Genomic DNA, 14351 nt, shown 5'->3' on the forward strand with positions numbered 1-14351 from the left:
GCCAATTGGATCAATGCTCGATTCGGTATTTCACGTTAAAAGCCTTGACCTGAAGCGACGAATGCTTTTGCATAGCAGCACTTTGACTCAGTGGATGCTGTCCGTGATGATTATTCGTACTTTTTCTACCCTGCAGTGGGGGATGCTGATTTTTTTGATCGTCCTGATCCTGTTGCAGCTTTTGCCAGAGAGCTTGCGTTCGCTACTGGAGTTTCACAGAGCTGAACCTGCACAGCTCTGGCGTGCCTTGACCGGACATCTATTGCACAGCAACCACTGGCATTTACTGATGAATCTGGTGGCTTTACTGCTCATGCTGGTGCTGCACCAGCACTACTACAGCCTGAGATCTTTTGCCTTAGTCTTTGTTTCAGGCTGCGTCGGCATCAGTCTGCTGTTATACCTGTACAGCCCGGATATCCAGATTTATGTCGGGTTATCAGGCTGGTTGCATTGTTTTATCACAGTGGGTGCTTTGCTGGATATCAAACACAAGATGCACTCCGGCTGGCTGATTTTGCTGGGGGTAGTGGCCAAAGTCGCCTACGAGCAGTGGCAAGGGCCAGATACAGAACTGGCCGCGCTGATAGAGGCTCATGTGGCGATAGACGCTCATTTGTATGGCGTGATCTGTGGTCTGGTGCTTGGATTTGGCTGTTTGATTAGCGCAATGCCTGCCAAAAATCAGCCGCAGCAGTAAAGCTCATCCAATCCCCGCTCTGTGGATGAGTAAACTGCAGTTGAGCCGCATGCAACATTAAACGCTGACTTTGCTGTTGCTGCGCCGGGTTTGCGTAAAACGGGTCGCCCAGAATCGCATGCCCTATGCTTTGCATGTGCAGGCGCAATTGGTGCGAGCGTCCTGTCACTGGCTCCAATTGCACTAAAGATGCCTGATAGTCGGGCAACACCTCAAGCACAGTATAGTGAGTGACGGACGCCTTACCGTCCTGGCATATTTTATACAGAGGCCTGTTGTCCCTATCGGCCGCTATCGCTTTGTCCACTGTGCCAGAACTGGGCTTTGGCACACCGGAGACCACAGCCTGATACAGTTTTTTTGTCCCCCGGCTTTGAAACTCTTTGCTGAGGGTCGACAAGGCCTGTTTGGTTAAAGGCAACACCAGTAGCCCTGAGGTATCATAATCCAGCCGATGCACAACAGCAGCGCTCGGGAACTGCTGCTGGACACGGCTTATCAGACAATCCTGATTTTGTGGGTGACGCCCAGGTACAGTGAGTAAATGTGCGGGTTTATTCACCACCAGCAGAAATTCGTCCTGATGGACGACAGTCCAGGCCTCTGTTGTGGCGGGTAAAATCGCCAAATCATCAATAGCAGTATTCATCGACCAAATAACTAGATACAAAGTAATCGCTAGTATGCCAGAATTAGCAACAGAACTGCAGTAGCTAAATCAGTGCTAACTCCGGCTATAACGAAGAGTAAGTGGATGCAAAGACCTTTTGTGTATAACCCACCAGCCGAGCCGTGGCTGGACGTTTTATATCTGGATAAAGACATTCTGGTGGTCAATAAACCCAGTGGATTATTAACCAATCCCGGGCGCACTGAGCACATGCAGGACAGCCTGTTAAGCCGTGTTCAACAGCAGTTTCCGCTGGCTCAGTTGGTGCATCGGCTGGATCTGAGTACCTCAGGTTTAGTGGTCTTCGCTCTGCGTCGTAAAGCGGAAGCGGCGCTGAAACAACAATTCGCCTCACGTTCGGTAAAAAAAATCTACCGTGCCAGAGTCTGGGGAGAAATTGCGGAGCAAGGCATGGTCAATGCCGCCCTGATTGCCGATCCAACCCAGCCGCCGCTGCAAAAAATTTGTCAGAAAACAGGTAAAGCAGCGTTAACTTATTTTCAGCGCTTAAGTTTTGACGGTCAAAGCAGTTTGGTGGAGCTCAGACCTGTAACAGGTCGTTCGCATCAATTGCGGGTGCATATGCAAAGCCTGGGACATCCTATATTGGGTGATGCGTTTTATGCGCATGACGACGCCTATGCCGCTGCGCCGCGTTTATTATTACAGGCGCTGTGTTTAGAAGTGTATCAGCCTTATTCATCGCAACTATTGCGATTTGAACTCGAACCGGATTTTGATTAAGTAAAAATGGGGTCAACTGACCCCATCTTTATAGGTATTGCTCTGTTACAGCTCTTGTTCGAATAGTCTGAGGATACGTTTGTATTCATCCAACCAGCTACTTGGCTGACGGAAACCATGAGGTTCTACCGGATAAATAGCCGTCTCGAAATTGGCATTCTCATGCTCAATTAAACGCTGAACCAGACGCACAACGTCCTGAAAGAATACGTTGTCGTCCACCATAGGCGCGTTAATCAACAATTTGCCTTTCAAACCTTCAGTGAAGTAAATCGGCGAGCTGCGACGATAAGCGATAGGATCAACATCTGGCGTGTTCAGAATGTTTGAAGTGTAACCATGATTGTAATAAGCCCAGTCACTGACAGGACGAAGCGCAGCGCCCGCTTTAAACAAATCCGGTTGGGTAAACAGCGCCATAAAGGTCATAAAACCACCATAAGAGCCGCCATAGGTACCGATACGTTTTTCATCGACATGGGCATTAGCAACCAGATACTTCACTCCGTCTACTAAATCCTGAGTCTCTGGCGTGCCCATTTGTCGGTAAATGGCGGTGCGCCAGTCACGACCGTAGCCTTTTGAGGCGCGATAGTCCATATCCAGTACCACATAACCTTTTTGGATCAACAGATTATGGAACAGATACTCACGGAAATAACCCGACCAGCCTAAATCACTGTTTTGTAAATAACCTGCACCGTGATTAAAAATCACAGCACGGCGTTTTTCGCCTTGCTGATAATTTTCCGGCAAATAAAGTTTAGCAAACACAGGCTGTTTGCCATGACTGGACGGCACCGCAACCACTTGTGGAGCCGCCAGATTTAATGCGGACAACTCTTTAGAAACGGTATAGGTTAAGCGGGTCACTTTTGCTTTGGGTTTGTTGTCCATCAAGTACAACTCTGGTGGAGTCACAGAGTTAGACCAGGTCAGCAGCAACTTGTTTTCATCTGGCGATAACTGATAATCGGCTGAGCCTTTCAAAGCGGTCATCTGCTCGAGCTGACCGTTGCTTAATGCCACACGATAAATTTCATAGATACCAGGATGGCTGACGTTGCCTTTAAAATACAGATACTGATCATTGTTCGATAGCCGTGGATTACTGACTTCAAAAGTACCGGCCGTCAGCTTTTTCGCCTCACCGTTCAAAGCTTTAACGTATAAATGGGCATAGCCTGACTCTTCTGACAGATAATACAAACTCTCTTTTTGACTTAACCAGCCAAAGTCGTTGAAGCTGTAGTTGATCCAGGCATCATCATGCAAACGGTGCTGACTGACCAGACGCTTCTTGGCAAAATCGACAGTTGCCAGCCAACGGTCTTTGTTGTCCCAGGCTTTGAGCATAACCGCAACCTGTGACCCCGAATTGTGCCACTGGATAGCCGACTGGTCCCAACTCCAGTCGTTAATCAGTTCAATGGCGCGTGGCGCTTTTTTCGACTGATAGGTTTTGCCCTGCGCTTTGGCATTTTCAGCTTTTACCGCAGCTAATACATCTTCATCAAAGCCTGGCAAGGTATCAAACTTCAGCTCTGTGACGTGTTGAGTGTTGACATCCACCAAAAAAAGCTGATGGGATTGAGGTTTTTGATCGGCAACACGACGACGCACTTCTTCTGCGGCTATCTGGCCTGAGGCAGTGATATAGTTTGGCATAATGTCGGTTTTATCCCGCCATTCGCTTTTATCTGCCAGAGCAACCAGCATTTTATCGCCTTTAGGAGACAAACTGGCTGCCGCTATACGTTTAGTTTTATCCAGATACACCGCAGGCTGAGCCACGGCAGGACTTTGGGCCGCCAGCAACTGCTGCTGTTCAAATCGTTCTGTATTATTTTTATGTGTCAGGGCGACAAACTCAATCAGCTTGTGTTGCTCCTGTGCCAGATAAGAGTCGGCGACTTTGGGTGCCACAGGCTTATCTGCATTTTTAAGGGTCACCAGTTCAGTCAGTGCACCGGTGGTTAAATCCAACACCTGATAAGTCCAGCCAGAGCGAAATACCAATCGACCATCAGCTAAAAACTGTACCTGATCGTAACGGCTCGAGCTGCGGGTAACTTGTGTCAGCTTGCCCTGATGCTTGACAAAAACCTGGCCTTCAAACAGATAAGCCAACGACTTACCATCCTGACTATAAACCCTGTGCGCTGAGCCCATTAAATGCCAGTCGGCCATAGGCACAGCCGTTGCCACAGCGCCCTGCTCTGCTTTTACACTGTACCAGTCGCGGATCTCTGACCCCTGGCGCTTTTGCTGGAAATACAACTGACTGTTGTCATCAGCCCAATACGCGCCCTCAGCCGGCCGGCCTAACCAATCCGGATCGGCCATGATCTGCTCCAGCGTCAAAGGCGCATGGGCCGGGTTTTCCGGCGCTTTGACACTGACAGGACTGAGTTGATAGGTTTGGGGTTCTGCCGCAGCGGCGGAACCGATAAAACTTGCTGCGACAAAAGCCGCGATTAACCATGGTTTTGTTTTCATTGCGATGCTTTTTTAATGGTGGTTGTCGGCTCTTTATACAAAGAAATCAGCAAAAGACCAAGAGCGGCCAATACGGCTTAGGTTTAATGGTGGCTGACAGGCGACAAGCGGTATCAGGGGGTAACAAAAGGCCTGCGAAAAAATTACGCAGGCCAGTACAGCACTTCAGTCAAGTACTCCGCTTAGTTTAGTCTGAACCACCAGAATACTCCGGCCGCAATCAGTACCAACAGCAGAACGACCAGACTGCCCCAGGGACGTTTTTTCTCAGCAAAAGGGTCTGCTAAGCTGCGTTTGGCTCCGGCTGGTAAACGGGCTAGACCTGTTAAAGCAGCGCCAAAAGGTACATTAATTTTAGCTCTGGTATTTACAGCCCAGCCATTGGCATCCAGCAAAGGGCCCAGATTACGCCGACGTAAGGTCAAGAAGGCCATCAACATCGAAGGACCAGAGATCAGCAGTAATAGTCCGAGGATCACCAGAGGAATTTGCCACCAGAGCAACGAGAATAATCCGGACACTACGGCAGCGAGTGCCGTACCAATAGCCCCCACTGCTAAGCCCATAGCGGCAAAAATACCGGCAAATTTGGCAATATCAAAACCCGCCACTACCGTTGGAGCCGAGGCTGGTGCCGCCGGAGCGGCTGCGGCGCTGGTCACTCCGCTGGTCGTTTTAGCTTCTATATCTTTATCGCGTGAGGCGGCAAATTTTTGTAGCTGAGCTTCAATAAAAGCCGCCACTCTTTTGTACGGCGACCAAAACGCCTGACCAATACTGACCGGCTGCACCACCACTTTAGTCACCATAGCCCGCCAATCCCGGCCTTCTCTGTCGTAAAACACACCATTGCGGCCAGGTACCATCAGCTCATCGACATCGCCACCTGTTAAAGCGGCCACAATCTGTAACGGCGCTTCACCTTGACGCTCACAGGTGCAATACACCAGATAACAGCCACTAAAAGGTGCCATAGTGGCATGACGAGCCATATCAGAGACTTTGAGTACCAGCTCGCAACTGCGTTGATCTAAAAACAAGGTACCAGCCTGAAAAATGGCTTTGTGTTTGCTTTGATAAAAATCGCTTAATGACACAAAGTTACGCAGTAACGTTACTAAATCACGCTGGTAACGAACCAATTTTTCTACAGCATCGAGGTTATCAGCAAACACAGAAGCCGCAAGATCCTGAGTAATCAGCGCCTCCAGGCCTGCTTTACCGTCCCCGGAGACAATAGCTTTTAATCGCTCAGCGTCCAGTTGATGCACGCTGCAGTCTGGTTTAGCCAGTTGCCACAGACGCCACGACTCCAGTTGCTGACAAATGTGTTGCCACTGTTGCAACGTTAAATGGCTGATGTTTTGTTTGCCGTCTGCACCCAGTAAAGGCTCAACAACCTTTTGTTTAAAGTCTGTCATGGCACTGGTCCAGGCCGGATTCATGCCCCCCTCGAGAGGTAAAGGTGCACCTGCAGCAACAGCCGCCAGTGGCAAAGCGGCAACCTCGGGATCTGTGCTGCTGATCGCTTTGTTTGCCAGAACCTCATACAGAGTCACAGCAGGATTTAACGCATCTGAGGCTCTGTGATCAAAAGCAGCCAATTGGCAGCGAACAAAAAAGTCATCGACTTTCGCCTTGACGGCCTCAAAAGCAACCACAGCTTCTGCAGTTTTTTCACCCAAAGGACAAAAAAGTGGGTCGGCAGAGCCACCTGCCGCATGCCAGTCGACAACGGCTGTCGCCTGCTGATAAAAGGCCTCCAGGCTCTCACTGTTGATACCTTCGGCACCACTGCGATCGAGCACCCCACCCTGAGTCTGTTTAATTTCAGCAATAAGTTGTATCAACTCAGGATCCGTCGTCAACTCGGAGACCACAACACCATCACCATTAAAGTGATGCGGCGAAAACAACAGCGTCATGTCAGCGAAATCTTCAACCTGCAGCGGATCAGCCGGTGTTTTTCCGGCAATGTCCAGTACTTTGCGCGCTGCAGCTTTGAGATTGAGTCCTTCCGCATCCTGTTCCGCGATGGCAGCAAGTGGCAGGCCCGGCGCCTGGAACAACAGCTCGGCATCCTGCAGGCGCTCACAACACCAGCGCACTGCAGCCAAAATTTCCGGCACCCTGATTTGTCCATCACCGTCACTATCTAACAAGGCTGCGGTTCGATGATCAAATTCAAGACCAGTGGTGGGGCAATTTAGTACAGTCCAGAGTTTTGGATCCAGCTCATGCAGGTGCTGTAAGTCTGCTGCACAATCCAAAGCCACCTGGTCAAAACCGCCGGAACGAAAAAAACGCCATTTGTGTTGAGATTGAATAGTTGCCAAAGCTTGCTCTCCCTGAGGCATAAGTTTCACCTAGCATAATTCAAAGACGACGCAGATACCAAACTCTATGCAGATAAAGTCTTTAAATAACAACAGAACAGTGAATATAAAAAAGGCCACCGAATTGATGGTGGCCAAAGCTTGCGGGAAGGAGCCCCCTGTTGGAGAAACAGTCTGCGCTTAGGCCGCTACAGCAGGTGCCAGCTCAGCAATACGGGCTTTTGCTGCAGTTAAAGCTTTTTCCGCACTTTCAGGTCCCATATTCAGACCTTCGGCATAAATGAAGTTTAAATCTTTTAAACCAATGAAATTCAGGAAAGCACTGACAAATGGCGTTTGTGAATCCATTGGCGTTCCCTGATACAATCCACCACGGGTGGCGAAGATAAACACAGGTTTGTCCTGTAACAAACCGACCGGGCCTGTTTCAGTATATTTAAAGGTGATGCCAGCACGGGCCAGGCGATCAAAATAGGCCTTTAATTGGCTTGGAACACCAAAGTTGTACATAGGCACGCCGATCACTATGGCATCAGCTCGCTGAACTTGAGCAATGGCACTGTCTGATAATGCGGCTAGTGCTTTTTGCTCCTCGTTGCGATCAGACTCCGGGGTCATCCAGGCGCCAATCTCAGACATCGTCAGGTGCGGATAACTGTCTTGTACCAGATCCAGTGTTTCAGTGCTGAAACCCGCCGGTAATGAGGCTAAAAACTGCTGGCTTAATTGGGTTGATTGACCTTTATCGCCGCTGATGGAACTGTTAATAACTAATACGTGTGCCATGATAATGTCTCCTGTCGAGTGAATGAGGACAGAATAACTTTAATTTTTTAGATAAAAAATCAGAATAAATCAGACAAAACATTCTATTTTTTGCACCAATCTAAAAACTAAACCACAGCGTAATTGTTTGTATCTCATAAATGATACAGACAGGATTGGAATAATGTTGGATTCAACATCAGTTCAAAGGCATGATGGTAGCACTTATCAAAGGCCCGGTATTCAAGGATCTATGTCAGTTCAACCACAAGACAATGCGCAGTGGGAACAAGCTCTTACTTTTATTGCAGTAGATCGCGATAAACGAGCCTATTCACAGTTATTTAGTTATTTCGCACCACGGCTCAAAGCCTTTGGTCTAAAAATGTTTGGTAACGAGCAGCAGGCCATGGAGATGGTGCAGGATACCATGCTCAATGTATGGCAAAAAGCCAGACTATTCGATGCCAGCCGTGGCTGTGCGTCGACCTGGATTTTTACCATAGCGCGTAACGTGCGCTTTGACATGTTGCGCAAAAAACAAAGCCGTAAAGACGAATTGAGCGCTGACGACCTATTTTTCGACGGCGATTACCCCGAGCAGGAAGGTGTAGACAGTAACGAATGGGATTTGTGGCTGCTGGCTGAAAAAGTAGCGCCCCATTTTGCCAAGTTGCCTCCGGCACAACGTGACGTTATGGAAAAAGTGTATTTAGAAGAAAAATCGCATCAGGAAGTATCGGAAGAACTTGCTATACCTTTGGGCACAGTCAAGTCACGTATTCGCCTTGCGCTAGACAGATTAAGAGAGGCTATTGATGATCCACGCAGTTAAACACCATCCGGCACAGGAGCTGCTGGAGCAATATATTGAAGCCAGTCTGGCTCCCGAGTTGAGTCTGGCGATAGCTGCGCATTTGGATCTGTGCCCACACTGCCAGCGCGTAAAAATGGATCTGGAAGCCGAAGCTGGCGCCGCACTGGTCAATTTGGCCGAAGAGCCTGCAACCGCAACTGAGTGGCAACAAATGCTGGATTTCATTACGGCTCAGCCAGAATTAGCGGTTAGTATGGAAAAGCGCCAACCCTTTGCATTGCAAATTCAAAACAGTGAAATTTTGCTACCTGCGTCGCTGAAGCCGCTGTTGCAAAACAAGCTGAAGTGGTTGAATTTAGGTGGGATCAGCACAGCGAAGCTGGCTGGCGAAGACCAGCATAATGTCTCTTTACTCTATATTCGTAAAGACAGTGAAGTACCACAGCACACCCACCTGGGTTTGGAAATAACCTTAGTGCTGAAGGGGAAAATTTACGACGAGGCGGGTTGTTACGGCGAAGGAGACTTGTTGATCAATACACCGGATCATACCCACACACCTCGCACCATGAGCGAAGATTGCTTATGTTTGTCGGTGTTGACTGCACCGCTGAAGTTTAAAAAAGGTTTAACCCGGTTATTAAATCCGTTGCAGCATCTGTTTTACTAACGAAACAGGCCAGCATCAACGACAAAGGGGCTTCCCTCACCTAGTTGGAGTTGCAGCGATGCAACAATCGAGTGAGGCCCCGACAGCATACTGTACTGATGTGACGGGGGTAAACGCACCAAGTCCATCAAGCTACCACTTGAAATCCGAAGACGATCAGGCTAAAAGCGCCACTCCACCTTTTAAGTTAAATACCAGTTCAAAGCCTGCTCTGTTTAATACCTTGGCGGCTAACAAACTACGGTTGCCTGAACGGCACACCAACAACAGGGCCTGAGCTTTGTGCTGCTGTTCAGCAGCCACCTGTTGCACCAATACAGACAACGGTACCTCTTTACACACCACGTCAGGCAAATACACAGACAAAGCACCTGCAGCCTGTTCATGCGGTTCACGGACATCCCAAATCTCTAACTGGGGATATTGTTGGATCAAAGCACGGATCTGCTCTTTATCAATCACAGCGGTCGCATCGGAATCGCAGACCTCCACCACCCCACAAAAATGTCCTGCCTGCTGTTGCAACCACTGAGTCTGACGCTGTAATTCACTGAGCCAGTGGTGTGGCGTTGCTTCAGTATTTAACACCTGCAGCAATACAGGTTGTTCCTGCATCATCAAATCCCAGCGGGTGAAAAAACGTTGCGCATAATCATGACTGGAGAGTAATAAAGTCTGTGGTTCTAACTGCTGATTTAACCATCTTAAACTGTGCTGAAATGCCAGGATATCACCGCCTTGCAGATCAAGCCGGCCTGTACCGCCGGGTAAAATGAAGTCACCGACAAAAGCGAATTTTTGCTGCTCATGCTCTCTGACTAAAATACTTATAGCTTCGGGACTATGACCGGGTGTGGCGACTCTTTCTAACTGATAAGCGCCCATATGCAACGACAGAACTGACGCTGGCCAACCCAAGACGTCTGTCTGTGCAGGCTCTACTAAATCAGCCAATATAGTCAGCAGCTCGGGCCGGGCTGAGGGATGGTCTTTATGCAAATGCGTATCTAAAATGGCGCGGACTTTAAAGCTGTGCCCCTGTATCAGGTGTGCAATACGGCTTGCCAAAGGCAACACGGCATCCACAATGATCACTTCAGAGGTATCCGCAGACACCAGCAAATAACTGCATAAATCTTCGTGTTTTAACTGCACTAAACCTGTCACAGGCTGCAGCTCTGTACTACTGGCATCACTTAACACCAGACAACAAGAATTCACGACAGTTTTAAGAGCCAGAATAGCCTGACAAGCCTGCTGACAGTCGTGCTCTGTCATCGCCGGACCAAAGGACAAGCGGATTGCGCCCTGACTACGCCAAAGCGGTAATCCCATGGCGTTGAGTACAAAGCTGGTCGGAACTTTAGAGCTGCAAGCCGAACCTGAACTGACACGAATACCAGCGGCATCAAATAGATCCATAATATCTTTGCTGGCAAAACCCGGCACAGAAAAATTAATAGTGGTCGGCACTATATAAGGACTATCGCTGTTGAGCACTAACTCAGGAAAGACGCTGCGTAATGCAGACAACAGACGCTCACGGTAGACCCAGAGTTGCTGCTCAGATTGAAAAACAGAGCCCTCTTTTATGACCAGTTGCTGAAAAATGGCTTTCAGAGCGGCAATACCGGGCAAATTCTCCGTGCCTGAGCGCAAACCACTTTCCTGTCCGCCTCCCGCCAGGAGTGGCTGATAAGGCGCACCTTGGCGCACATATAAAAAACCAATTCCTTTGGGTGCGTACAGCTTGTGGCCGCTAAAAGGCGCATAGTCGATACTCAGTTGCGCCAGTTGCAGCGGCATTTTACCAAGCGCCTGCACACAATCGACCATCCACAGCACCGCAGGAGCAACACCCCGGATCAGTTGCTGTAACGCCGCTAAATCCTGCTTTACCCCAGTTTCATTATTCGCCGCCATAGTACAGATCAGTAAGGTATTTGGCAGCTCAGCACGGATAAAGTCAAAATCCAGCAAGCCATGTTGATCCACAGGGATAGCTTTGATTGTCGCCCCCAGTTGCAAAACCTGATCCCAATGCTCCAGACTCTGTGGCACGGCTTTGTGTTCTGTGGCGCCGTATAACAGCGTGAACGCTGGGCCTGTTTTACCGGACCGCCGGGCATGCAATAAAGCCGAAAAAATAGAACTTTGGATCCCCTCGGTCGCACCCGACGTAAAGACGATATCACCCGAACCGGCCCCAATCAGCCGACGTGCCAGTTGCCGGGTCGTTTCTAACTCTACTTTAGCTTTAATACCCGTACTGTGACTGCTGCTTGGGTTACCAAAACACTGCTGCATGGTATGTTGCACAGCCTCTGCTGCACAGGCCAATACCGGAGTCGTAGCATTATTATCCAGATAAATCTCTTGCGGTCGCACCACTGGCTTTTGCATCAGTCACACCATATAACTAAAGGTTATATTATATATAGCATTATGATAACCAGCCCGACCCGCTGTGACAAGGCTACAAAGGATAAGTATCTTAAGCCTTAAAACAACACACTTAAAACAACACAATAGCCTGGAGCGATTTACGCTCACATCGTCCTTGATGTTCGCCTCCGTCAGCTAAAGCTGTGCAAAACAGCTATCCTGCTGTTTTGTGAACATTGGAGCTGCGCTAATGACCAAAAAAAACCGCCTTTCGGCGGTTTCAGATTATTCAATTAAATCTTTAGGAATTTGTGAGCGTAAACCGGCCCAAATTTTACCACTCTCTTTCCCATACTTACGCACCGCAAATACCACTTCATCATGTTTGCCTGCTTCAGCGTATTGCTTTAATTGATGATAATACTGGCGAGCCAGCTCACGGGCTTGCGGCGAGGAGAAGTAGAAACGGGCAATTTTGTTATACAAACCGCGGAAGCCGTTTAAAATCAGCACATAAATACGATTAGATGAATGCAGTGCCATCTCATGGTTCAGGTTGTAGTCAAAAGCCGCAAAAGCTTCAGCGGTATCCGCTAAATCTTCAGCACCAGCAAAAGAAGCGATCACCTGCTCTTTATGCGTTTTAATGGCGCCACGAATATAAATAGCGCTGATATTGGTACGGGCAGACAGCAACTCGTCCACTAATTCAGGCATACGCTCTTCATCCAGACGCGCCAGCGTTTCCAGAATATTCAGACCTGAAGTTTCCCAGAAATTATTTACTTTGGTCGGTTTGCCATGCTGGATGGTCAACCAGCCATCGCGGGCTAAACGCTGTAACACTTCACGTAAGGTGGTACGGGTAACGCCTATCAGCTCTGACAGTTCGCGCTCAGCCGGCAGAATGGACCCTGGGGCAAATTTGCCATTCCAGATGGATTCAACGATATATTCTTCAGCAAAACCAGCTGGGCTTTGCGCTTTAATCAAATTCATAGTCATGCGGAGGGGCCCGTTGTCATTCTTATAATGTCAGAGAAATGGCACTGATTGTACCAGAGACAATGCAGTTAACAAGCTATGGATTAAAAATAGCTGTTCAGCGTACTGTGGGTTGTCTTTCCACTATTTTTGCCTTAGATTGACCGACTTATAGTTTTGTTTTATCAAACAAAGGGATCCGAATGTTATCCAGTCTGGCAAAATGGTCAAAACAACGATCGGCGTGGCTTGTGTTAGCGCTGTCAGCCACAATGTTGTTAGGTCTGGCGTTGTACTTTCAATATCAGATGAATTTGCAGCCTTGCATGTTATGTGTGTACGCCAGAGCGGCATTAACCGGAGTGATCTTCGCAGCGCTGATTGCACTGATAGCTCCTGCCAACCTGTTGTTTCGCTGGATAGCGTTATTAGCCTTTACCGCAAGCTCGGTCTGGGGGGTAATGATCACACACGAGCACGTCGGTGTCGAACAGCTAGTGCAGTCTGGTGGTTTATATACCTGCAGTTTATTTCCTGAGTTTCCATTGGGACTACCGCTGGATAAATGGTTCCCTGAAATTTTTAATCCAACCGGTATGTGTGGTGATATCGCCTGGCGTTTTATGGGATTCTCAATGCCGGTCTGGACCCGCGTGATTTTTGTGGTCTACAGCCTGTTGGCACTGGTGTTAATTTTTAGTCAGTTTAAGAAGCAAAAATATAATCCATACGACTAAATCCAACCGAAAAAGAAAAGGAGCCTTCGGCTCCTTTTTTATTTAAAAAACAATAAATTAACCAACAATAGCTAACAGCTCTACGTCAAACACTAAGGTGCTGAATGGCGCAATTTTACCACCAGCGCCACGCTCGCCGTAAGCCAGGTTGTGAGGGATAGTTAAACGTAACTTAGTGCCCACAGGCATCAGTTGCAAGGCTTCAGTCCAGCCGGCAATCACACCAGAGACAGGGAATTCAGCAGGCTGGCCACGCTCATAAGAGCTGTCAAACACTGTACCGTCAATCAAAGTGCCGTGGTAATGCGTGCGCACTGTGGATGCTTTGGTTGGCTTCTCGCCGTTACCTTGTACTAATACTTCGTACTGTAAACCAGAGGCAGTGACTGTGACGCCTGGTTTTTTCGCGTTTTCAGCCAGGTAGGCTTCACCAGCGCCTGCTAAGGCTTTGGCTTGTTCTTGCTGTTGTTGCTGCATACGCTGGCTGATCACCTGAAACGCGGCGCCGATTTGCTCATCTGACACTTCTGGCTCGTCGCCTTGATAGGCTGCAGCTAAACCTGCAGCAACTGCCAGAATATCTAACCCTTCAAACGGATTGTCAGCCAGTTGCTGACCCATTTGCAGACCTATGCCATAACTGGCGTGTTGCTCTAAGCTGGTAAATTTAGTAGACATAAAGTTCACTTGTAGTTTGGCGCTGTAAGCGCGTGGTAGAAGCGCAAATTAAATTCGGCTTCAGTTTCAACCTGATGCATCATCAGATCACGAAAGTTGTTGCAGTTGCTGCCATAAGTTCAGAACTAAGTGCTGATCCTGCTCCGTCAGTTCACCACCAGCAATAGCCTGCTCCAGACTAAGTTGCACAGAACCGGTCAGCTCAGCACGCGCAAATGGCTGCTCTGTCAGCTCTAAGCGGCCCACAGCTAAATCAAAATGACCACGCAAGTAGCCACCGGCAAATAATTCGTCATCGCTGGCATGTTGCACCATCGCATCTAAAAAACCAGCGACCTGCTGAATATAGGTCTGAACGTCCTGCAT

Annotated in this window: 13 protein-coding genes; 5 read left to right on the forward strand and 8 right to left on the reverse strand. The window is 48.6% G+C overall.

Annotated elements, in window-relative coordinates; translation table 11 throughout:
• Positions 1–61: 61 nt before the first annotated feature.
• Positions 62–700 (forward strand): rhombosortase, encoded by a 639-nt coding sequence (gene rrtA, locus SD53_RS05550; protein WP_241481755.1) that lies wholly within the window; start codon positions 62–64, stop codon positions 698–700.
• On the opposite strand, the gene SD53_RS05555 is transcribed toward rrtA, so the two are convergent.
• Positions 663–1349, reverse strand: a complete 687-nt coding sequence (locus tag SD53_RS05555; RefSeq protein WP_046519234.1) for an RluA family pseudouridine synthase — start codon at positions 1347–1349, stop codon at positions 663–665. The two genes, rrtA and SD53_RS05555, sit on opposite strands and share 38 nt — an antisense overlap.
• Before the next feature lie 105 nt (positions 1350–1454).
• On the opposite strand from SD53_RS05555, the gene SD53_RS05560 reads away from it, so the two are divergent.
• Positions 1455–2114: an RluA family pseudouridine synthase gene (locus SD53_RS05560; RefSeq protein ID WP_046519235.1), complete on the forward strand. Its 660-nt coding sequence runs from the start codon at positions 1455–1457 to the stop codon at positions 2112–2114.
• 45 nt (positions 2115–2159) lie between these two features.
• Here the strand turns inward: SD53_RS05560 and SD53_RS05565 are convergent, their stop codons facing one another.
• The 3 genes from SD53_RS05565 to SD53_RS05575 all read right to left on the reverse strand — a co-directional run bounded on the left by SD53_RS05565 (position 2160) and on the right by SD53_RS05575 (position 7735).
• Positions 2160–4613 carry a S9 family peptidase gene (locus tag SD53_RS05565; RefSeq protein WP_046519236.1) on the reverse strand — a complete coding sequence of 818 codons (2454 nt, stop codon included), beginning with the start codon at positions 4611–4613 and terminating at the stop codon, positions 2160–2162.
• Positions 4614–4795: 182 nt separating this feature from the next.
• The gene (locus tag SD53_RS05570) at positions 4796–6949 is read right to left on the reverse strand and encodes a hypothetical protein (protein ID WP_241481756.1); all 2154 of its coding nucleotides are present in this window, start codon (positions 6947–6949) and stop codon (positions 4796–4798) included.
• 180 nt (positions 6950–7129) lie between these two features.
• Positions 7130–7735: an FMN-dependent NADH-azoreductase gene (locus SD53_RS05575; protein ID WP_046519238.1), complete on the reverse strand. Its 606-nt coding sequence runs from the start codon at positions 7733–7735 to the stop codon at positions 7130–7132.
• 232 nt (positions 7736–7967) lie between these two features.
• On the opposite strand from SD53_RS05575, the gene SD53_RS05580 reads away from it, so the two are divergent.
• Complete coding sequence (locus SD53_RS05580; RefSeq protein WP_046519239.1) at positions 7968–8549, forward strand: sigma-70 family RNA polymerase sigma factor; 582 nt, start codon at positions 7968–7970, stop codon at positions 8547–8549.
• The gene (locus tag SD53_RS05585) at positions 8533–9201 is read left to right on the forward strand and encodes a ChrR family anti-sigma-E factor (RefSeq protein ID WP_046519240.1); all 669 of its coding nucleotides are present in this window, start codon (positions 8533–8535) and stop codon (positions 9199–9201) included. The genes SD53_RS05580 and SD53_RS05585 overlap by 17 nt, the downstream gene beginning before the upstream one ends.
• 156 nt (positions 9202–9357) lie before the next feature.
• Here the strand turns inward: SD53_RS05585 and SD53_RS05590 are convergent, their stop codons facing one another.
• Together SD53_RS05590 and fadR are read right to left on the reverse strand one after the other, a co-directional pair.
• Positions 9358–11604 carry an aminotransferase class V-fold PLP-dependent enzyme gene (locus SD53_RS05590; RefSeq protein WP_046519241.1) on the reverse strand — a complete coding sequence of 749 codons (2247 nt, stop codon included), beginning with the start codon at positions 11602–11604 and terminating at the stop codon, positions 9358–9360.
• 267 nt (positions 11605–11871) lie between these two features.
• Positions 11872–12591 (reverse strand): fatty acid metabolism transcriptional regulator FadR, encoded by a 720-nt coding sequence (gene fadR, locus SD53_RS05595; RefSeq protein ID WP_082101786.1) that lies wholly within the window; start codon positions 12589–12591, stop codon positions 11872–11874.
• A 182-nt stretch (positions 12592–12773) separates the two neighbouring features.
• Here fadR and dsbB point away from each other — a divergent pair, with 182 nt between their 5' ends.
• The gene (gene dsbB / locus SD53_RS05600) at positions 12774–13307 is read left to right on the forward strand and encodes a disulfide bond formation protein DsbB (protein ID WP_046519243.1); all 534 of its coding nucleotides are present in this window, start codon (positions 12774–12776) and stop codon (positions 13305–13307) included.
• 57 nt (positions 13308–13364) lie between these two features.
• Here dsbB and bamJ read toward each other — a convergent pair whose 3' ends face one another.
• On the reverse strand, positions 13365–13985 hold the full coding sequence (gene bamJ / locus SD53_RS05605) for a BamJ family beta-barrel-assembly machinery protein (RefSeq protein WP_046519244.1): 621 nt from the start codon (positions 13983–13985) through the stop codon (positions 13365–13367).
• Between the two features lie 87 nt (positions 13986–14072).
• On the reverse strand, positions 14073–14351 hold the full coding sequence (locus SD53_RS05610; RefSeq protein ID WP_046519245.1) for a YfcL family protein: 279 nt from the start codon (positions 14349–14351) through the stop codon (positions 14073–14075).

The sequence above is a fragment of the Rheinheimera mesophila genome (genome assembly GCF_000986865.1).
Lineage (GTDB): Bacteria > Pseudomonadota > Gammaproteobacteria > Enterobacterales > Alteromonadaceae > Pararheinheimera > Pararheinheimera mesophila.